The organism is Kitasatospora sp. NPDC051705, from assembly GCF_044453265.1.
Classification (GTDB): Bacteria; Actinomycetota; Actinomycetes; order Streptomycetales; family Streptomycetaceae; genus Kitasatospora.
In genome coordinates, this window is record NZ_JBITCO010000020.1 from 20383 (window position 1) to 40381 (window position 19999).

General features: G+C 76.2%; 16 protein-coding genes. 5 read left to right on the top strand and 11 right to left on the bottom strand.

The genetic code is table 11. The annotated features are described in order from the left end of the window. Nucleotides 1-5: 5 nt before the first annotated feature. Together ACIA8Q_RS23545 and ACIA8Q_RS23550 are read left to right on the top strand one after the other, a co-directional pair. Complete coding sequence (locus tag ACIA8Q_RS23545; RefSeq protein WP_360222232.1) at nt 6-1172, top strand: acyl-protein synthase; 1167 nt, start codon at nt 6-8, stop codon at nt 1170-1172. 11 nt (nt 1173-1183) lie between these two features. Continuing rightward, a complete protein-coding gene (locus ACIA8Q_RS23550; protein ID WP_396317629.1) occupies nt 1184-3787 on the top strand; it encodes an acyl-CoA reductase in 2604 nt (867 codons plus the stop codon). Between the two features lie 85 nt (nt 3788-3872). On the opposite strand, the gene ACIA8Q_RS23555 is transcribed toward ACIA8Q_RS23550, so the two are convergent. The 7 genes from ACIA8Q_RS23555 to ACIA8Q_RS23585 form a co-directional block, all read right to left on the bottom strand. Beyond that, entirely contained in the window at nt 3873-4628 is a 756-nt protein-coding gene (locus ACIA8Q_RS23555; protein ID WP_387906952.1) for a class I SAM-dependent methyltransferase, read from the bottom strand. Between the two features lie 3 nt (nt 4629-4631). Beyond that, nucleotides 4632-5399: an SDR family oxidoreductase gene (locus ACIA8Q_RS23560; RefSeq protein ID WP_360215287.1), complete on the bottom strand. Its 768-nt coding sequence runs from the start codon at nt 5397-5399 to the stop codon at nt 4632-4634. Then, on the bottom strand, nt 5396-6295 hold the full coding sequence (locus ACIA8Q_RS23565) for a TauD/TfdA family dioxygenase (protein ID WP_360215284.1): 900 nt from the start codon (nt 6293-6295) through the stop codon (nt 5396-5398). The genes ACIA8Q_RS23560 and ACIA8Q_RS23565 overlap by 4 nt, the downstream gene beginning before the upstream one ends. 18 nt (nt 6296-6313) lie before the next feature. Beyond that, nucleotides 6314-7585, bottom strand: coding sequence for an aminotransferase class III-fold pyridoxal phosphate-dependent enzyme (locus tag ACIA8Q_RS23570; protein WP_360215281.1), 1272 nt, complete (start codon nt 7583-7585; stop codon nt 6314-6316). Nucleotides 7586-7747: 162 nt separating this feature from the next. Beyond that, nucleotides 7748-12091 (bottom strand): amino acid adenylation domain-containing protein, encoded by a 4344-nt coding sequence (locus tag ACIA8Q_RS23575; RefSeq protein WP_396317630.1) that lies wholly within the window; start codon nt 12089-12091, stop codon nt 7748-7750. Beyond that, nucleotides 12088-12675 (bottom strand): DUF6309 family protein, encoded by a 588-nt coding sequence (locus tag ACIA8Q_RS23580; protein WP_360215275.1) that lies wholly within the window; start codon nt 12673-12675, stop codon nt 12088-12090. The genes ACIA8Q_RS23575 and ACIA8Q_RS23580 overlap by 4 nt, the downstream gene beginning before the upstream one ends. Nucleotides 12676-12685: 10 nt before the next feature. Continuing rightward, on the bottom strand, nt 12686-13483 hold the full coding sequence (locus tag ACIA8Q_RS23585) for a phytanoyl-CoA dioxygenase family protein (RefSeq protein ID WP_396317631.1): 798 nt from the start codon (nt 13481-13483) through the stop codon (nt 12686-12688). A 365-nt stretch (nt 13484-13848) separates the two neighbouring features. Between ACIA8Q_RS23585 and ACIA8Q_RS23590 the strand changes: the two genes are divergently transcribed. The 3 genes from ACIA8Q_RS23590 to ACIA8Q_RS23600 all read left to right on the top strand — a co-directional run bounded on the left by ACIA8Q_RS23590 (nt 13849) and on the right by ACIA8Q_RS23600 (nt 15707). After that, nucleotides 13849-14532: a TetR/AcrR family transcriptional regulator gene (locus tag ACIA8Q_RS23590; RefSeq protein WP_360215269.1), complete on the top strand. Its 684-nt coding sequence runs from the start codon at nt 13849-13851 to the stop codon at nt 14530-14532. Nucleotides 14533-14688: 156 nt separating this feature from the next. After that, a complete protein-coding gene (locus tag ACIA8Q_RS23595; protein WP_360215266.1) occupies nt 14689-14883 on the top strand; it encodes a DUF1918 domain-containing protein in 195 nt (64 codons plus the stop codon). Between the two features lie 50 nt (nt 14884-14933). Continuing rightward, a complete protein-coding gene (locus ACIA8Q_RS23600; protein ID WP_396317632.1) occupies nt 14934-15707 on the top strand; it encodes a DedA family protein in 774 nt (257 codons plus the stop codon). Between the two features lie 21 nt (nt 15708-15728). On the opposite strand, the gene ACIA8Q_RS23605 is transcribed toward ACIA8Q_RS23600, so the two are convergent. From ACIA8Q_RS23605 to ACIA8Q_RS23620, 4 genes are all read right to left on the bottom strand, one after another. Next, nucleotides 15729-16469: a PIG-L deacetylase family protein gene (locus ACIA8Q_RS23605; RefSeq protein ID WP_360215260.1), complete on the bottom strand. Its 741-nt coding sequence runs from the start codon at nt 16467-16469 to the stop codon at nt 15729-15731. Between the two features lie 363 nt (nt 16470-16832). Next, on the bottom strand, nt 16833-18068 hold the full coding sequence (locus ACIA8Q_RS23610; RefSeq protein ID WP_360215257.1) for an MFS transporter: 1236 nt from the start codon (nt 18066-18068) through the stop codon (nt 16833-16835). A gap of 5 nt (nt 18069-18073) precedes the next feature. After that, nucleotides 18074-18721, bottom strand: coding sequence for a GNAT family N-acetyltransferase (locus tag ACIA8Q_RS23615; protein ID WP_360215254.1), 648 nt, complete (start codon nt 18719-18721; stop codon nt 18074-18076). Next, nucleotides 18718-19956, bottom strand: a complete 1239-nt coding sequence (locus ACIA8Q_RS23620; RefSeq protein ID WP_387906992.1) for a type III PLP-dependent enzyme — start codon at nt 19954-19956, stop codon at nt 18718-18720. The genes ACIA8Q_RS23615 and ACIA8Q_RS23620 overlap by 4 nt, the downstream gene beginning before the upstream one ends. Nucleotides 19957-19999: the final 43 nt, after the last annotated feature.

Here is a 19999-nt window from a genome sequence, read left to right on the forward strand (position 1 = left end):
GTCCCGTGAACCCCCATCTCGCGCCGGTCGGCGTCCCCGACCCCGCCGCGCTCCCGCACGTCCAGCAGCTGTGCGACCTGGCCTCCCCCTACGCGGCCGGGCCGGAGCCGGACGCCCTGTTCGCCGCCGCGATGGCCGAGGCCAACGCGTGGCACGCACAGCGCTCCCCCTTCCTCCGCTCGCTGCTGGACGGCCCCGCCGAGACCCCGGCGCCGAGCGTCGGCACCGGCGTCCGCACGCCCCTGGTGCACGCCAACTTCTTCAAGCGGCACGAGGTGCTCTCCATCCCCCGGGAGGAGGTGCACCTCCACCTCACCTCCTCCGGCACCACGGGCCAGAAGTCCCAGATGTTCTTCGACACCTGGACGATCCGCTCCGCGCAGCGCATGGTGGCCCGGATCTTCGACCACTACGGCTGGATCACCCCCGACCAGCCCGTCAACTACCTGCTGTACAGCTACGAGCCGGCGCCGCAGCTGAAGCTCGGCACCTCGTTCACCGACAACTACCTGTGCGACTTCGCCCCGGCCAACCACACCACGCACGCGCTGCGGCACACCGGGAGCGGCCACGAGTTCGACGTCCACGGCTGCATCGAGGCGCTGCGGCGGTACGCCGGGGACGGCCTGCCGGTGCGGATCCTGGGCTTCCCCGCGTTCCTGCACTTCACCCTGGAGCGGATGCGCGCCCTCGGCCTGCCGCCGGTCCAGCTGCCGGCCGGCTCGCTGGTGCTGCTCGGCGGCGGGTGGAAGGGGCACACCGACCGGCAGATCGGCAAGGAGGAGTTCTACGCGGACGTCACCGCGCAGCTGGGCGTCCCCCCGGAGCGGATCCGCGACACCTTCGGCTCGGTCGAGCACTGCGTGCCGTACGTCGAGTGCGGCCACCACCGCCTGCACGTCCCGGTCTGGTCGCGGGCCGCCGTGCGCGACACCCGCACCTTGGAGCCGCTGCCGTACGGGGAGCGCGGCTTCCTCCACCTGGTCTCCCCCTACATCACCTCGGTGCCGGCGCAGAGCGTCGTCATGGGGGACCTCGCCTCGCTGCACGCCCCGCAGGAATGCCCCTGCCCGCTGCCCACTCCGTGGTTCACCGTCCACGGCCGCGCCGGGGTCAGCCGGAACCGCAACTGCGCGGCGGCGGCCGCCGAACTCCTGAAGGGAATGTCGTGACCACCGAACCCGTGACCACCGAAACCGCGACCACCGAAACCGCGACCACCGACCCCGCGGCGACCGGGCCCGCGGCCACCGGACCGGTGACGCCCGCCGGGACGCACTTCTGGCAGGGCTCGTTCATCGACGACGACGAGGCCGCCCAGCGGCTGGCCGACCTGCCCGGGCTCGCCGCCCGCGTCCTGGCCGACCCCCTGCCCACCGAACTGGTGCTGGACGCCTGCCAGCGCCTCGCCGACGCCCTCGGCACCGCCGGCGGCCCGGTCCGCACCCGCCTGCTCGACGAGCTCACCCGCGGAGGCGTCGCCCCGGACGAGGCGGCGCAGACCCTCGCCGAGATCGCCGACGCGATCACCCGGGCGGCCCTGGAACGCAAGCTCCGCCGCGAGCTCGGCGGGCTGCGCCCCGAACGGCTCACCCGGCCCGACGCGCGGGAGACCACCTTCGAGGCGTGGGCGCCGGTCGGGCTCCTGGTCCACATCGCCCCCGGCAACGGCGCCGCGGTGGCCCCGCTGAGCGTCGTCGAGGGCCTGCTCACCGGCAACCTCAACGTGCTGAAGACCAGCAGCGCCGACACCCTGCTCGCCCAGCACCTGCTCGCCGAGCTGGCCGCCGCCGACCCGACCGGCGCCCTGGCCCGCCGGATCGTCGCGCTGCGCTTCCCCTCCACCCGCACCGGGTGGCTCCGGCTGCTGTGCGAGCCCGCCGACGCGGTGGCGGTCTGGGGCGGCGAGGACGCCGTCCGCTCGGTCTCGGAACTGGTCCCGCCCGGCTGCCGCCTGGTCGAGTGGGGGCACCGGATCTCCTTCGCGTACCTGACCCGGGACGCCTGGTCGGACGGGACGACGCTGGACGCGCTCGCCGCCGACGTCTGCCGCCTGGAGCAGCAGGCCTGCTCCAGCCCCCAGGTGGTCTACCTCGACACCGAGGACGACGGCGAGGTCTTCGCCTTCGCCGACCGCTTCGCGGCCCACCTCGCCGCGGCCTCGGACCCGATCCCCCGCCCCGAGCTCGAACCGGCCGAGCACGCCGAGATCACCACCACCGAACTGCTCGCCCGGCTGGAGGAGCACCTCGGCCTCACCCGGGTCGTCGCCGCGCCGGACGGCTCCTGGCGCGTCCTCGCCGACACCCGCTCGGCACTGGCCGCCTCGCCGCTCCACCGCAGCGTCTGGGTCAAGCCGCTGCCGCGTACCCGCGCCATGGCCGTGCTGCGCCCGATGCGCCGGTACCTGCAGACCGCCGCGATCGCGGGCAGCCGCGCCGACGTCGCCCGGCTCTCCCGGGCCGTGCTCGCCGCCGGCGTGCTGCGGGTCACCCCGGTCGGCGGGATGCTCGACGGCTACCACGGCGAGCCCCACGACGGCGTGTACGCGCTCCAGCGCTACAGCCGCCGGGTCAGCGTCCGGGCGGACGCCGCCTTCACCACCACCGCCTGCCTGGACGACCTGGCGGCCCCCGCCGCCGTCCCCGCCGCGCCGAACGGCCCGCTGCTGGACAAGGCCGGGGTGCAGGAGCAGCTGGGCACGCTCGCGCCGGAGCACGCCCACCTCCACTTCCGCAGCGGTGGCAGCAGCGGCGCCCCGGCGCTGTCGGTGTTCACCAACGCCGACTACGACACCCAGATGCGGGCCGCCGCGGACGGCCTGCTCGCGGCCGGGTTCGACCCGGCCCGCGACCGCGCCGCCAACCTGTTCTACTGCGGCGGCATGTACGGCAGCTTCATCAGCTTCTTCTCGATCCTGGAGCGCCTCAACGCCACCCAGTTCCCGATCGCCGCCGGCCCCGACCACGCCGCCACCGCGGAGGCGCTGGTGACGTACCGGGCGGACACGGTGTTCGGCATGCCCTCCTACCTCTGGCAGCTGTTCCACGCCGAGGCCGCCGTGCTGCGCGGGTACGGCGGGATCCGCAAGGTGTTCTACGGCGGCGAGCACTTCACCGCAGAGCAACGCCGGGTGCTCACCGAGGAGTTCGGCGTCGAGCTGATCCGGTCGGCGGCGTACGGCAGCACCGACCTGGGGCCGCTCGGCTACCAGTGCGGCCACGCCGAGGGCTCGGTCCACCACGTCCTGACCGACCTGCACACCCTGGAGGTCCTGGCCCCCGGGGCCGACCGCCCGGTGGCGGCCGGGCAGCCGGGCCGGCTGGTCTTCACCAGCCGCACCCGGGCCGGGCAGCGCCTGGAGCGGTACCAGATCGGCGACCTCGGCCGCACGGTCGAGGGCGTCTGCCCGTGCGGGAGCCACACCCCCCGGATCGAACTCCTCGGCCGGTACGGCGACGTGGTGCGGGTCGGGACCTACTTCCTCAACGTCCGGCGCCTCGTCGCGGTGGCGGAGGAGGAACTCGGCTACCGGGGCGAGCTGCAGCTGCTCCTGGACGCCGGTGCCGACTGCGAGCGGGCCGTCGTCCGGCTCGACGAGCGGTACGCCCCGGACCGGGCGACCGCCCGCGCCGCCTTCCTGGCCGCCGTCCCCGAGCTCGGCTCGGCCGTGGCCGAGGGGCTGCTGGAGTGCACGGTCGAGACGACCGGCGCCGCCGGCTTCGAGCGGACGCCCACCAGCGGCAAGCTGCGCACGGTGGTCGACCGGCGGCCGCTCCCGGCCTGACGCCCCGGCGCGGGAACCGGCCGCTCCGGTCCCCGCGCCGGGGGGACGCAGCCCCGGCCCCTGAGCGGCCGCGGGCCGCGCCCGCTCAGGGGCCGGGACCCGGCGCGGCCTCCCGGTGGCGCCAGCGGACCGGGTCGACGGGCGCGGAGGGCCTGGCCGCTCGGACCGGGGGCCGGTACCCGCCGCAGGAGAGGACCAGCCGCTCGTTGTCCCCGGGCTGGAACTCGTAGGCCGTCCGTTCCAGGCGGCTCGGGATCCCGGCGTCGGCGAGCTGCGAGCGCAGCCGCTCCAGCGGACCGTAGCGGCGGCCGGTGTCGTACACCATGACCGGGAAGAGCCGGACCTCGCGGCGGGCGACCCGGGCCAGCTCCAGCAGGGACGCCAGGTGGAACGCCTCGTCCAGCCGGTTGCCGTACGAGAAGAGCAGGTGCGAGCTGAGCACGAGGTCGAAGGAGTCGTCGGCGAAGGGCAGGTCGGGCAGCGATCCGGCGACGTAGCGCTCCGGGCGGGCGGCGATGTCGGCCCGGAAGGCGCGGGCGTTGCCGATCCACTGCTCGGTCAGGCGGTCGGGGTGGCCGTACCAGCTCCAGACGAACGCCGCCGCCTCCCGCAGCAGCGCCGGGTGCTTGTGACGGGTCTCCCGCTCGACGAGGGCGCCGAGTTCGGCCCGGTGGCGGGCGTACTCGCGGTCGACGGCCACCGCGTCGACGCCGCGCCCGCCGGCCTCGGCGACGAAGCTCCCGGCACCGCCCGGGCAGTCCAGGACGCTCCCGCCGAGGTCCCGGGCGGTGAGCCCGAACATCGCCCGGTACTCGGCGAAGGAGCGTGCGCTGACCAGCACGGTTCAGCCCCTTCCGACGTACGGCATGGTGGTGGGCAGGACGGTCAGGGAGTGGACGTTGGTGTCCAGGGGCATCGAGGCCATCAGCAGCACCGCCTCGGTGAACCGCTCCACCGGGATGGTCGGCTCCACCGCCGTCCGCCCGTCGGCCTGCAGGGCGGCCGGCTGGGGTCCGCCGTCGAACGGGGCGACGTTGCCGACGTCGATCTGGCCGACGGCGATGTCGTGGGCCCGGCCGTCCAGCGACAGCACCCGGGTGAGGCCCAGGAGGGCGTGCTTGGCGGCCGTGTAGGCGGCCGAGTGGGGGCGGGGCACGTGCGCGGAGGGCGCGCCGTTGTTGATGATCCGCCCGCCCTGCGGGGTCTGGGTGCTCATCACCCGGAAGGCCTCGCGGGCGCAGAGGAAGCCGCCGGTGACGATGGTGTCCAGCACCCTGTTCCAGTCGGCGAGCGGGGTCTCGGTGACGGGCCGGCGCGGAGCCGCGGCGCCGGCGTTGTTGAACAGCAGGTCGAGCCGGCCGAACCGCTCGCGGACGGCGTCGAACAGGGCGGCGACCTCCTGCGGGTTGCGGACGTCGGTCGGGAAGGCCAGCACCCGGCCCGGGTCGACCGGTGCGAGGGCTGCGGTCTCCTCGAGCGCGTCCTTGCGCCGGCCGGCCACCGCCACCGACCAGCCGGCGCCGAGCAGGGCCAGCGCGGCGGCCCGGCCGAGCCCGCTGCCGCCGCCGGTGACGATGGCGATCCGGCCGTCCGGTGTCCGTGCGGCGGTCATGACGCCTCCGTGTTCATCCAGATCCGCAGCATCCGCCGGGCGTTCGGTCCCGGCTCGTCCACGTAGGGTGAACGGCCGTGCAGCACGCGGCTGTTGCGGATGATCAGCAGGTCGCCCGCGGCCATCGGCAGGCCGAAGGCGATCTCCGGGCGGTAGAGCACCTCGTCCAGCACGCCGAGCGCCTCCCACTGACGGTCCGTCAGCGGTGGTCCGCCGCGGTCCGGCGAGGAGCGGACGGTGCGGGTCTGGTAGTAGCAGCCGACGGTGCCGTCCTTCTGCGCGAAGAGGATCGGGGAGACCACGACCTGGGGGCCCGCCCGCCCGGTCCGGTCGAAGGTCCAGTCCTCGGCGAGGGTGGCGAGGGCGTCCGGCCGCTCCCGCGCGATCAGGTCGTGGACGTGCCGCGCGCTCGCCAGCTTGGTCGCCCCCCCGCCGTGGAAGGCGGGTCGGAGGCAGAACAGGACGAGCAGGTCGCAGGTGTCGCAGTGGAAGCCGAGCTCGGTGTTCCCGTCGCCGTCCTGGTCGCTCAGCACCTGGGTGAGGTCGCCGCGGCCGTTCTGCGGGACGATCTCGCCGAAGTCGCTCAGCAGGAAGGACAGTGCGGCCGTGACCTCCGCCTCCGGCTCCTCCGGGTCCAACAGCCCGCGGACGTGGGCGAGGCCGACGGAGCGGGTGGCGCCGTCGACGAAGGCGCGCAGCCGGGCCCGGACGGGCTCCGCCGGGCCCCAGCGGCGGGCCCGCGCGTCGGCCCGGAGCAACCGCCGTTCCCGGTCGTCCGGCGCGAGCGACCAGAGCACCCGCCGGGCATCCAACTCGGCACTCTCCCAACCGATCTCGGCCACCCGGCCGGCCCCGGCCACCGTGCCGGCGTCCGGCGTCGTGTCGTCGTGGTCCATGTGCACACCGTCCCTCCGCTACCGGGCGTCCGCCACCGCGACCGCCTTGGACCACAGCGCCAGCGCCTCGTCGATCTGATCGGCCGTGACCACCAGCGCCGGCACCATCCGCACCACGTTGAGGTGGACGCCGCAGGTCAGCAGCAGCAGGCCGAGGTCGGCCGCCGCCTGCTGGGCCCGCCGCGCGGTGTCCGGGTCCGGCGAGCCGTCCGGGTGGCAGAACTCGCTGCCGGCCATCAGCCCCAGCCCCCGGACGTCGGCGACGGCCGGGGCTCCGGCGGCGACCGCCCGCAGGCCGTCGAGCAGACGCGGGCCGAGCTCGGCGGCGTTGTCGACGAGGCGCTCGTCCCGGATGACGTCCAGCGTGGCGAGCGCGGCGGCGCAGGCCACCGGGTTCCCGCCGTACGTGCCGCCCTGCGAGCCCGGCCGGGCCCGGCGCATCAGCGCGGTCGACGCGGCGACCGCCGACAGCGGGAAGCCGCTGGCCAGGCCCTTGGCGGTGATCAGGACGTCCGGCACCACGCCCTCGTGGTGCAGGTGGGCCCAGAACCGGCCGGTGCGGCCGAAGCCGGTCTGGATCTCGTCCACCACGAGCAGGATGCCGTGCCGGTCGGCACGCTCGCGCAGCCCCGCCAGGAACCCGGCCGGCGCGGGCACGTAGCCGCCCTCCCCCAGCACCGGCTCGACGAACATCGCCGCCGTCTCGTCCGGGTCGGAGACGGTGGCGAGCACCTGGTCCAGCCCGCGCAGGGCGTGGGCCACCGCCTCCTCCTCGCCCAGGCCGAGGTCCAGCCGGAGGCGGAAGGCGTTCGGGAAGGGCGCCACCGCGACACCGGGCATCACCGGGCCGATGCCCGCGCGGAAGCGGGTGCCGGCCGTGCTGAGCGCCGCCGCGCCCATCGTCCGGCCGTGGAAGGAGCCCTCGAAGACGATCACGTTCTGCCGCCCGGTGGCGTGCCGGGCGAGCCGCAGCGCGGCCTCCACCGCCTCGGTGCCGGCCGTGGCGTAGAACAGCGCGTCCAGACCGGGCGGCAGCACCTCGCCCAGCCGGCCGGTGAGGGCGAGCAGGGGGTCGTGCAGCACGGTGGTGTACTGGCCGTGGATCAGCCGGCCGGCCTGCTCGCGGACCGCCTCGACCACCCGCGGGTGGCAGTGGCCGGTGCTGGTCACCCCCACGCCGGAGGTGAAGTCGAGGTAGCGGCGGCCGTCCGCGTCGAAGAGGTGGAGGCCCTCGCCGCGGGTCGCGACGACGGGGGTGGCTTGCTTGAGCACCGGGGAGAGCTGGGACACGCGGTCCGCCTTCCGTGGTCGGGGGGTGGGTCTCGGTCGGTCGCGGATGGTCCGCGGGGTGCATACGTCGGGTGCGTGCGCGGAGCGGGCGGTGGGCGCGGGAGCGGGTCGGTGACGCGGGGCGGGCGGTGGGCGCGGGAGCGGGTCGGTGGCGCGGGGCGGTCAGTGGCGCGCGGGGGCGGGCGGCAGGTAGCCGGCGCCGGCCGCCCAGGTGAGCGCGGCCGACCACCACTGCGGGGTCGGCGCCGCGAACCGGACTCCCAACCGCGCCAGCACCGAGGTGGTGTACGCGCTGTCCACCAGGACGTTGCGCTCCTCCTGCAGCGCCCACGCGGCGGCCAGTCCGGCGGCCGTCGGGTGGTCGCGCTCGGCGCGGGCGATCGCCGCCGCGAAGGTCGCGTCGTCGGCGAGCCGGACGGCGTGGCCGTGGGCGGCGAGCCAGCGGACGAGGTCGTCGTGCGGCGTCTCGTGCGGCGTCTCCACGTGGTAGGCGCCGGGCGGCGCGGACGGGTCCAGCGCGATCGCGGCGATCCCGGCAGCCACGGTGTCCACGTACGAGAACCCGAAGGCGGTGTGCGGCCGGCGCGGGGCGACCCCGGCCAGCAGGTAGCCGCGGACGAGCTGGTAGATCCGGTTGTCGCCGACGTTGGCCTGGAAGGCGCCGGTGCCGCTGTGCGCCGCGATGTGCCCGCTGCGGTACAGGTAGGCGGACCGGCCGCCGGCCGCCCAGGCCCGGACGGTCTGCTCCGCGGCGAACTTGCTCCGCTCGTAGGGGGTGCGGAAGTGCTGGCCGATCCGCAGGTCCGCCTCGCTGAACCGGCGCGGCGGGCCGTCCACGCCGCCCGCGACGGCCAGCGTGGAGACGTGGTGCAGCCGGGCCGTCGGGGCGTGCTCGTCGACCCAGTCGAGCAGTCGGCGCACCGCCGTGTGGTTGGTCCGCTCCAGCTCGTCGGGCGAGGCGACCAGCCGGACGTCGGCGGCCGCGTGCACCACGACCTGCGCCCGCCGCGCCCGCGCCAGCCCGGCCGGGGACAGTCCCAGCCCTTCCCCGTCGATGTCCCCGGCGACGGCCCGGACGGCATCCGGCAGGCCGCCCAGCCGGCGCGCGGCGTCGGCGTCGTCGGCGGCCCGCACCAGGCAGGTGACCTGGGCACCGCGGTGGTGCAGGGCGTCCACCAGGTGCCGCCCCAGGTAGCCGGTGGCGCCGGTGAGCAGCACCCGGACGGGCTCGCGGACCACCAACGGGCCGGGCGCCGCGGGCCGGGCGGGCGGGGCCACCGGGGCGCCCGCGTGGAGCGGTTGGCCGGAGGTCGACAGCGGGCACCGCACCGGCGGTGCGGGCCGCGCCCCGGCCTCGGTGGCCACGGCGGCGGCGAACCCCGCGACGATCCGCTCCGCCTCCGGGTGCGGCAGCGCGGGCCACCCGTACACCAGGTCGGCGACCAGCCGGCGCTCCACCACCCGTGCGGTGAGCCGCAGTTCGTAGAGCGGGTCACCACCGGTGCAGCGCGCCACCCCGGCCTGCTCGTCGGCGACGGTCCAGTCCAGCGCCGGCTCGTCGGGCAGCCGGAAGGTACCGAGGAAGTTGAACCCGGCGGCCGGGCGGTCGCCGGGCGCGTCCATGGGCCGCACGGGTGCCCGGCGCAGCCGCTCGGCCACCGCCGCCGGGCCCGCCGACGGGTCCACCTCCAGCCGTTTGACGGCGGTGAACCAGCCCACGGTGTCCAGGAACTCGCCCTGGTCCCCGGCGGTGTCGCGGCCGTGCGTCTCCACCTCGACGGCGAGCCGTGACCGCGCACCGCGGCCCGGGACGGCCGCGGCGAAGGCGGTCAGCAGGAGGGCTTCCAGTCCGGCGCCCCCGCCGTGCCGGGCGACCAGCCGGGCGGTGCCCGCCTCGTCGAGCGCCCAGCCGACGGCCGCCGGCCGCGCGCGGACCGGGGCGGCCGGGGACGGGGGCCGGGCGGGCGGGCGCCGGACGGGCGGGGCGCCGGAAGGCGGTTCGTCCGCCGGGGCGGGCACGGCGGCGGCCCACCGGTAGAAGTCCGGGGCCGGCGGCAGGGCGGTCGGCTCACCGTCGAGCGCCGCCCGGTAGGCGTGGGCGAGGTCGTCCAGCAGGATCCGCCAGGAGAGGCCGTCCACCACCAGGTGGTGCGCGATCAGGGCGAGCCGGTCGTCGGTGCCGGGCGGGCCGGTGAACAGGTGGGCGCGCAGCAGCCGGCCGGCCGCGGGGTCGATGCCGCGGTGGAGTTCGGTGCAGACCCCGGCGATGGTTCCCGCGAGGGTCCCGGCGAGGGGGTCGGCGGTAGGCCCGTCGACCGGGCCCGGCGGGCCCGGGAGCCGGGAGAAGGTGAGCGGGTCGAGGTCGGCCACCGGCCGGGGCTCGCCGTAGCCCTGCGGGCCGACCGGCCGGCGCAGCGCCGGGTGCCGTTCCAGGACCGCCCCGAGGGCCGCCGACAGCGCGCGCGGGTCGACGGCCTTCCGGCAGCGCAGCAGGACGGACTGGTTCCAGTGCCGCAGGTCGTCGACGGCACTCTGGCGGTACAACCACCGCTGGGCCGGGGCGAGTCGGGCCCCCCGGTCGCCGGGCGGCGCGGCGCCCGCGTCCGGCGGCGTGACCGGGGTCGCCGGCGTGCCCGGGGTCGGTGGTGCGGCCGGAGCCGGCGGTGCGGCCGCGGCGACCGCCGCCAGGCCGTGCGCCGTCGGGTGCCGGTAGAAGTCCTCGTAGTGCACCCGCAGGCCCCGGCGGCGCAGCAGGGCGACGGTGCGCATGGCGAGGATGGAGTCCCCGCCGAGGCCCCGCACGTCGCTGTGCGGCCCGACCGCGGGCAGGCCCAGCGCGCCCGCCCAGAAGGCGGCGATCGAGCGGGCCAGGCCGTCGTCCTCTCCCGTGGTGGTCCCCGACTCGGCGCGCCGGCCGACCAGTTCGCCCACCAGCTCGGCCAGGCGGGCCCGGTCGAGCTTGCCGTTCGGCCCGAGCGGGAACGCGGGCAGCACCAGGATCGGCCGGGGCACCGAGTAGCCGGGCAGCCGGTCGCGCAGGTGGGCGTCCAGCCCCTCCGGGCCGGGGCCGCGCCCCGACAGGCTCACCGCGCCGACGAGTTGGTTCCCGAGCACGGTCTCCCGGACCAGCGCGGCCGACCGGGCCACCCCGGGGAACCCGTCCATGGCCCGTTCGACCTCGGCGAGGTCGACCCGGTAGCCGCGGACCTTCACCTGGCGGTCCACCCGGCCGACGAAGACCAGGCTGCCGTCCGGGCGGCGCCGGCACAGGTCGCCGGTGCGGTAGCGGAGCTCACCGCCGTGCCAGACGAAGCTGCGCGCCGTCTCGGCGGGCCGGCCGAAGTACCCGGCGCTGACGCCGCGTCCGCCGATCAGCAGCTCCCCCACCCCGCCGTCGGCCACCGGCCGCCCGTCGCCGTCCAGCAGGGTGAGCAGCACCTCGCCGATCGCGGTGCCGATCGGGACGGTCGGCTCGTCGGCGGGCAGCTGGCGGGCCTCGGTGGCCAGGAGGCAGGTGGCTCCGACGGTCGTCTCGGTCGGCCCGTAGTGGTTGGCCAGCCGCGCGGTGGCGCCGGTGTCGAGCAGGGCGGCGGCCAGCGGGCGCGGCAGCGCCTCCCCGCCGAGCAGCACGGTGTGCAGCGGCGGGGCGTCGGCCGGGCGGCCCTCCAGCAGCGCGGTCAGGTGCGAGGGCGTGGTCTTCAGCACGGTCACCCCGGCGCGGTGCAGGGACGCCCAACAGGCCTCGGGGTCGCGCACCTCGGCGTCCGGCACGACGTGCACCGAGCCGCCGATGGCCAGCGCGAGCAGCCAGGCGGTGTGGCCCAGGTCGGCGGCGAGGGTGGTGACGTGCGCGGTGCACGGGGCGTCGGCCTCGGTGTAGCCGAGCCGCCCGGCCAGCGCCTGCGCGTAGTGGACGGCGTTGCCGTGGGTGACGGCCACGGCCTTGGGCTCGCCGCTCGACCCGGAGGTGAAGGAGAGGTACGCCGGGTCGTCGCCCTGCCCGGCGGGTCCGGAGGCAGCGGGGCCGGTACCGGTACCGGGGCCCGCGGCGGCTTCGGCGGCGGCCGCCCGTGCGCCGGGCGGCCCTTCCGCGTCCAGCACCTCCACCGGCCGCTCCGCCCCGCAGCGGGCGTCCGGCTCGGTGCCGAGCACCCGGGTGACCCGGACGGCCGCCAGCCGTCGGGCGAGGTCGGCCGCCGACCACTGCGGGTCGACGGGCACCGCGGCCGCGCCCGAGCGCAGCACGCCGTACAGCAGCACCAGCATCCGGGCGTCCCGGGGCCCGAGCAGGGCGATCCGGTCCCCCGGCCCGGTGCCGGAGGCGGTCAGCCGGGCGGCGATCCGGCCCGCCGCGGCGTCGAGGGTGCGGTAGTCGAGGGCGCGGACGCCGTCGGTGAGGGCGGTCCGCACCGGGTGGACCCGGGCGTGGTGCGACAGGAGCTCGGACAGCGACCGGGCGGCCCGCGGGGGCCGCGCCGGCCGGACGTGCTGCGTCGCGGAGGTCACGCCGACTCGTCCCCCGTCCGCGCGGCCCGGGCCGCCCGGGGTGTCCGGGCCTCCGGCGCCACGAGCAGGGGGTCCCCCGCGAGGTACCCGTCCAGCCGGGCCCGGCCGGGCAGTCGCCCGGCCAGCTCCCAGGCCAGCATGCGGTGCAGGCCGTCGATGTGGATCAGTCCCTCCCGGACCAGCAGGTCCGTGTAGTCGGTGTGGTCGACCGGGCCGGTGCTGAGGTAGACCGGAGTGAACGGGGACCACCGGAGCAGCCGCAGCTTGGCCGCGCAGACCGGGTTCGCCCCGGACCAGTCGGCCCCGCCGGCGCGGATCCGCTCGGCCGCCTCGCCCACCGTCAGGCCGGAGCGGGGGACGAGTTCGCGCTCGCCGCCCTCGCTCAGGTGCCAGGGCAGGACGACGCCGAGGACGTCCGCCCGCGAGAGCCGGACGCGCCACCAGCCGCCGGGGATCCGGTCGGCGCGTTCGAGGTTCTCCTCGCCGGCCGGGTTGCTGTTGGCCTCGTGGGCGCGCTCCACCGGGTGGTCCCGCAGGTAGGCGTCGTGGACCTCGGGGTAGGCGACGGCGGTGACGATCTCCACGCGGTCCTCCTCAGACGGTTCCGGTGTACTCGGTGAAGTGCCGTTCCGCGAACAGCTCCGGCCACTGGGCGCCCGCCAGCCCCAGTTCGCGGGCCCGGGCGAGCATCTGGCGCCAGTACGGCTTCACCGGGCGCCAGCGCGCGCCGACCTGGCAGTAGGACGCGTCGATGAAGTAGCGGGGACTGCCAGGGCCGTCGGGCGCCGGTCTGCGGGTGTGGAGCAGGGCCGAGTCGAGCAGCACGGTGGAGCCCGCGGGCAGCCGGTCGATGACCACCTCCCCGGCCAGTTCGCGGGTGCCGTGGTGGGCGAAGGACGCCTTGCCGACGACGCGGCGGTGCGAGCCGGGCAGCACCGCCAGACTGCCGACCTTCTCGTCCAGCCCGCCGAGGTAGTGCAGCGCGTGGACCATCAGCAGCGACGGGTCGGAGCGGTCGTTGGGCTCGCGGTCGTGGTGCCAGGGCTTGCCGGGGATCCCCGGCGCCTGGCGGTCGCTGTGCAGGTGGTGGAAGACGAAGGACGGGCCGATCAGGCCGGTCAGGGTGCGCAACAGCGGCGGGTGGGTGAGGAGCCGGCCGTGGGCGGGCAGTTCCAGTTCGAGCAGCGGGGGCGCCGCGCGCCCGGTCGGGTCGGCGCAGGCGGCGATCGAGTCGGCGCGCAGTCCCTCGTCGACCCAGCGGTCGACCTCGGGGACGAGCCGCGAGCGGAGCGGCTCCGGCAGCAGGCCGGGCAGGACCAGGTAGCCGGACTCGAGGAACCGACGGCGCTGCGCGCCGGAGGGGGCCTCACGCCCCGGGGAGGACGGCGTCACCGAGCGGACCCCCTCCTTCCGGACGACGGGACGCACAACCGGGCACGGTCGATCGGACCTGAACGGGTTCGGTGGGTCGCACGGGACCATCCAGACCTCGGGTGGCGACGGAGACGTCCGTCGTCGCCACAGCTGACACACGGGTCACCACGAAGAGACACGAGTTGATCACGCAAAGTAGTCCGCGTGAGGAGTATGAACCGGCCTTCGCGTCCACGACAAGACCACGGCCGACCCGTGGACACCTTCCCGCCACCGTGCCGTTCAGCTCCGGCCACCGGTCGACCCGCTCCCCACGGGGCACTCGGGGGCGCCACCGCACCGGTGATTGGCCGCCGGAACAGCGGATACGGCAGAGTGACGTCATGAGCGCCGACACCAGGAGTCACCAGACGGCCGGCCGCGGCCCCGTGGTCCGACGGCGACCGGTCCAGCAGCGCAGCCAGGAGCGGTACGGCCGGATCCTGGACGCCTGCGCCGGACTGCTCGACGAGGTCGGCGCCACAGCGCTCACCACCAAGGAGGTGGCGCAGCGCGCCCAGGTGCCGATCGGCACCCTCTACCAGTTCTTCGCCGGCAAGGAGGACCTGCTGGCGGCGCTCGCCACCCGCAACCTCGACCAGTACCTCCAGCGGCTCGACGGCCGGCTCGCGGGCGCCGCCCCGCTCGGCCCGGCCGGGTTCACCGACCTCGCGGTGGACGAGTTCGTCGCCATGAAGCGCACGGTGCGCGGCTTCGGCCAGGTCGACTTCGGCCTCGCCGACGCCGGACCGGCCCTCCCCGCCTGGGTCCACGACGACCAGCACCTGCTCGACGCGGGCGTGGACAACAACACCGCCGTCGCGCTGCGCCTGCAGGCGCTCGGCGGGGACCTGTTCGCGGCGGCCGACCCGGCGGCGCTCACCCTGGCCCTGCGGGTCGCCCTGGAGGCCGCCGACGCGGTGCTCAAACTGGCCTTCCGCAGCGACCCGGACGGCGATCCGGCCCTGATCGCCGAGTGCAAGCGGCTGGTGCGCTGCTACCTCACCGAGCAGCCGCCCGCCCGCTGAACCGGCCCCGGGCCCGCCACCGGGCCCCGCCGGCAGCGCACCCGCCGCCCCCGACCCGCCCGCCCGAGGCGTTGCGAGCCCGCCGCCGCGGCAGCACAGTGGAAACCGTGGACCGGAACGGCCGCGCGGCGGCCGCCACGACCCGAGGAGCAGACCATGCACGCAGCGGTAGGTGACCAGCTCCACATCCACAGCAGGTCGGTGGGCATGGTGGACCAGAAGGGCGAGATCGTCGAGGTGCGCGGCGCCGACGGCCAACCGCCGTACGTGGTCCGCTTCGAGGACGGACACCAGGGCCTGATCTACCCCGGCCCGGACTGCAACATCGAGCCGCGCGCGACGAACCGCTGACCGACACCCCCACCGCCCCGCACCCCACCGGGACGAGGTGGTGAGGAGCGGTGTCCGCCGCCACGACCCCGCTGCCCGGGGCGCTCGCCGGGCTCGCGCCACTGCTGGACCACTACGGGTACCTCGCGGTGGCGCTGCTCGTGCTGCTCGACAACTGCGGCATCCCGGTGCCCGGGCAGACCATCCTCGTGCTCGCCTCGGTGTACGCCGGGACGGGCCACCTGAACTTCGCCGCCGTCCTGCTGATCGCCGTCGTCGCCGCCACCGTCGGCAACAGCCTGGGCTACCTGATCGGCCGCACCGGCGGGCGCGCCTTCGTCCACCGCTGGGGCCGCTACGTGCTGCTCACCCCGGAGCGGATGGAGCGGGCGGACGGCTTCTTCGCCCGGCACGGCGCCAAGGTCGTCACGGTGGCCCGCTTCGTGGACGGGCTGCGCCAGACCAACGGCATCATCGCGGGCACGACGGAGATGCCCTGGCGCCGGTTCCAGCCGTTCAACGTGCTCGGCGCGGTGCTGTGGGTGGGCGTCTGGGGCACCTTCGGCTACCTGGCCGGGGCCAACATCGGCACCGTCTACCGGACGGCGATCCGCTACCAGCTCTGGTTCGCCGTCGGCCTCGGGCTGCTGGTGGCGGCCTTCCTGCTCCGGCAGGTGCTGCGCTACCGGCGCCGGCGCGCGGAGGACGGCGGTGCCGACGGGAACCCCGCCGGCACCGAGCCGGGCGGCGCCCCGGGCGGCGCCACCGGCACCACCTCCGACACCACCACCGGGGACGACACCACCACCGGGCACGACACCGAACCCGGCCCCGACCGCGACTGAACGGGCCGGCCGCCCGCGCGCCTACCGCAGCGGGAACACCTCGAACGGCACCGCGAACCGCACCCCCAGCCGGCTGCCGGCGCCGCGTCCGAAGCCCTCCAGGAACTCGCGCGCGTCCGCCATCGCCCCGCCCAACCCGGCCAGGTACGCCTTGTGCTCCTCCAGCGAGGCGACGCCCAGGTCGAAGTGGTCGGTGGTGTCCACCGCGTGCCGCGCCTCGGGCGAGCCCGCCGCCCACACCTGCCGCACCCCGTTCCACGGCTCGTGGCCCTCGTCGAGCAGCTCGCGGAACACCCACCGGTTGCCGGCGTCGCGCACCGCGTCCAGGGTGGCGCGTCCGACCGCGATGTGGTCGGCCTGGTTGAGGAACACCCCGCCGTAGGTCTCCCGGAAGTTGCTGGTGATCACCACGTCGGGCCGGTGCCGGCGCACCGCCCGGGCGATGTCCCGGCGCAGCGGCAGCCCGTACTCGAGGACCCCGTCCGGGTGGCCGAGGAACTCGACCGTGTCGACGCCGACGACCCGCGCCGAGGCGATCTGCTCGGCCTCGCGCAGCGGACCGCACTCCTCGGGGCTCATCGAGTCGATGCCGGCCTCGCCGCTGGTGACCATCACGTAGACGACCTTCTTGCCCTGCGAGGTCCAGCGCGCGACGGCCGCGGCGCCGCCGTACTCCATGTCGTCCGGGTGGGCCACGACGGCCAGTGCCGTGGTCCAGTCCTCGTCGACGGGGAGGTAGGGCTCGGGGGCCTGCTCGGTCATGGTGCTGTCGCCTCTCGCTCCGTGCATCACAGTCGTACGGTCGTGCCGCAGGCGACTCTAGAAGACCCCCGGCGTCGACGCACCGTCAGACACCGTTCCGGCCCGCGGCCTTGCCCCGGGGCCGGTCCGGCGGACGACCCGCCGCCCCGCGGAGGAGTGCCGCCCCGGACGCCGGGAGCGTCCGGGCGGGCCGCCCGACGGGACGGGCTCGCCCGGCACGTCCGCGACGGGGGCGCGGAGGTGCCGGGCGAGGGTCGGGTGCGGGCGGGTGACCGGGTGGTCCCGCCCCGGCGGAGGGGGCTCGCCCGGAACGCCGCGACGGGGGAGGGCGCGGCGTGCCGGCGAGGGTCGGGGGTGCGGGCGTCAGGCCGGGCCGGCCGCGAGGTCGGCGCCGGGCCCGGTGCGGGGCTCCGGGGCCGGCCAGCCGATGCGCAGGGCGCAGAGCGAGACGATCGCGGCGGAGGCGGCGACGGCGGCCATGCCCCAGACCAGACTGGTGGCGTCGGCGATGAAGCCGATCACGGCCGGGCCGGCGAGCAGTCCGGTGGTGCCCATCGCGGCGACCAGGGAGAGCGCGTCGGAGCCCTGGCGGGCCGCGGCGACGTAGACGCAGGGCGTGACGGCCGCGACGCCCAGGCCGACGCAGGCGAAGCCGAGCAGGGTCGGGACGACGCCGCCGACGAGCAGGGCGAGGGCCAGTCCGGCGCCGGCCAGCAGGCTGCCGGTCCGGACGATCCGGCCGTCGCCGAACCGGGTCCGCCAGCCGTCGGCGAAGATCCGGGCGAGCACCATCATCACCGAGACCACCGCGATGCCCATCGGGGCGAGCCCGGCGCCGGCGTCCACGACGTCCTTGAGGTAGAGCGCGGACCAGTCGTTCATGGCGCCCTCGGTGACGGTGCCGAAGACCATGGCCAGCCCCATCCAGAGGGTGGCCGCGACGGGCAGGGCGAAGCGGCGCCGCGCCTTCCGCCCCGCGGGCGCCGGCTCCGCAGCCTTCGCCTCGTCCGTCTTCGCCTCGTCGGCGTCCGCCTCGTCGGCGAGCAGCCCGGGCCGGGCGGCGACGACCAGGACGGCGAGCAGGGCGGCGGCGACACCGAAGTGCGCGAGCAGGCCGTCGGTGACGGCGGTGACGCCGGAGGCCAGCAGCGCGGCCAGCAGCGAGCCGGCGCTGAAGGTGGCGTGCAGCCGGGACATCGTGGTCCGCCGGTACCTGGCCTCGAGCGCCGCGCCCTGGGCGTTCATCGCCACGTTCAGGCAGCCCACCGCGACGCCGTCGCAGAACAGCACCAGGAGGGTGAGCGGGTAGTCGGGCACCACGGACAGGGCGAGCAGGACGGCGCCGAGGGCGAGCGCGGACAGCACCGACAGCAGGCGCGAACCGACCCGCCGCATCAGCACCGCGACCAGCGGGAAGGACACCGCCGCGCCGACCCCGCAGGTCATCAGCAGCAGGCCGATCTGGGCCTCGCCGAGGTCGAGCCGGGCCTTGAGCGCGGGGATCCGGGAGACCCAGCTCGCGTACTGGAATCCGAGCAGGAGGAACAGGGCGCCGATGGCCAGTTGGGACCGGCGGAAGGCGTCTCGATCGGGGGACATGTGCATCAGCCCACTTCGGCTCTGGGTGGGGACCCGGGGGACGGTTCGGTGGAGCGCGCCGGCGGCCGGGGCACGCCCGGGACGGGCGCCGGGGAGGGGACCGGGGCGGCGGCAGGGACGGGCGCCGGGGCGGCGGGGAGCACCGCGGGGGCCGCGACCGGGCCGAGCGGCATCGCCATGTAGACGGCCTGCGGCCCGTAGCTCTCGGGCAGGTCGACCTCGGGCCGCGCCCGGTAGCCCAGCGGGCCCCACACCACCTGCGCGCCGCCGACGGCGACCAGCGAGACGGTGCGGTAGCCGGCCGCGCGGGCGGTCTCCTCCAGGTGGCGCAGCAGCCGGTGGCCGAGGCCCCGGCCGCGCAGCTCCTCGGCGACGACCAGGTCGTGGGCGTGCATGTTGGTGGCGCGCACGCCGCCCGCCTCGCTCCGGCTGAGGTCCGGGCACCGGAACAGCGGGTAGGGCAGGGCGAGCAGGTACCCGCCGAAGCCGCCGGCGTGCTCCAGCACGAAGCAGGTGTCGGGTGAGGCCCGGTGCCGGGACTGCAGGGCGGCGCGCCCCTCGGAGAGACCGCTGGCGGCGTAGGCGCGCTCCTCGAGCGCGACCAGGCCGTCCCAGTCGCCCTCCCGGAGCAGCCGGATCCTGACGTCGTTCATGCCGCGCCCCCGTCCCGGCCGACCGTTCCGGCCACGGCGCCGGTCACGCCGGGGCCGTCCGCACCGCCCGTGCCGTCCGCCGGGTCCGTCCGGCCCACGCAGACGTAGGGCAGCGGCTCGAAGCCGTTGAACCCGCGAGTGGTGTAGGCGGTGGCGTACGCCCCGCAGGAGTGGATCCAGACCGGGTCGCCGGAGGCGATCGCGCGCGGGACGCGGACCAGTCCGCCGTCCCGGGTGTAGGCGTCGTCGCTGTCGCAGGTCGGCCCGGCGACGACGGCGTTGACGAACTGGCCACCGGGGTGGGTGGGGAACTCCAGGCGGTACTGCAGCTCGTCCATCTCGTAGAGGCCGTTGAACTTGCCGCAGCTCAGGTAGAGCCAGTCCTCACGGGTGCCGTCGAGCTGGCGGCGGGAGGAGAGCCGCGCGACGTGGGCGCGGATGGCCCCGTGGTCGGCGACCAGGTGGCGGCCGGGTTCCAGCAGGAACTCCAGCGGTGCGGCGTTGACGGTGCGCAGCCGCTCCATGCCCTCGCGGATCACCGCGAACATCTTGTCCAGCGGCGGCTCCAGCGGTCGCCCGTGCCGGTCGAGGACGCCGAGGGCGGGCAGGCCGCCGCCGAGGTTGATCCGCTGCGGGGTGATGCCGCGCCAGTTGAGCGCCTCCAGGACGGCGGCGAGCGAGTCGACGGCGGCGCCCCAGGCCTCGGCGGTCATCTGCTGGGAGCCCACGTGGACGGAGAGCCCGGACGGGACGAGCCCGGCCGTGCGGGCCGCGTCCAGGACGCGCAGAGCGTCCTCCGGCGAGCAGCCGAACTTGCGGCTCAGGCCCCACAGGGCGCCGTCGCCGGTGGTGGCGATCCGGCAGAACACCCGGGAGCCGGGGGCGTGTTCGGCGATCGCGGCGACGTCCTCCAGGCTGTCGGTGGCGAAGTCGCGCACGCCCAGCCGGTACGCCTCGGCGATGTTGCGGTCGGACTTGATGGTGTTGCCGTAGTGGATCCGCTCGGGGCCGACCCCGGTGCGCAGCGCCTGGGCGATCTCCTGCGGGCTGGCCGCGTCGAAGCCGGAGCCGAGCGCGGCGAGGCCGGCGAGCACCTCGTCGACCGGGCAGGCCTTCATGGCGAACCGGACGTCGACGCCGGGGAGTTCACGGACGAGGGCGGCGTACTGGCGCCCGATGCCGTCGAGGTCGTAGACGATCCGGTCGTCGGTGGCGGCGGCGAGGGCGGCGCGGATCGCCGTCCGGTCGTGCGCGGCCGGGTCGGGTGCGGGGCCGGCG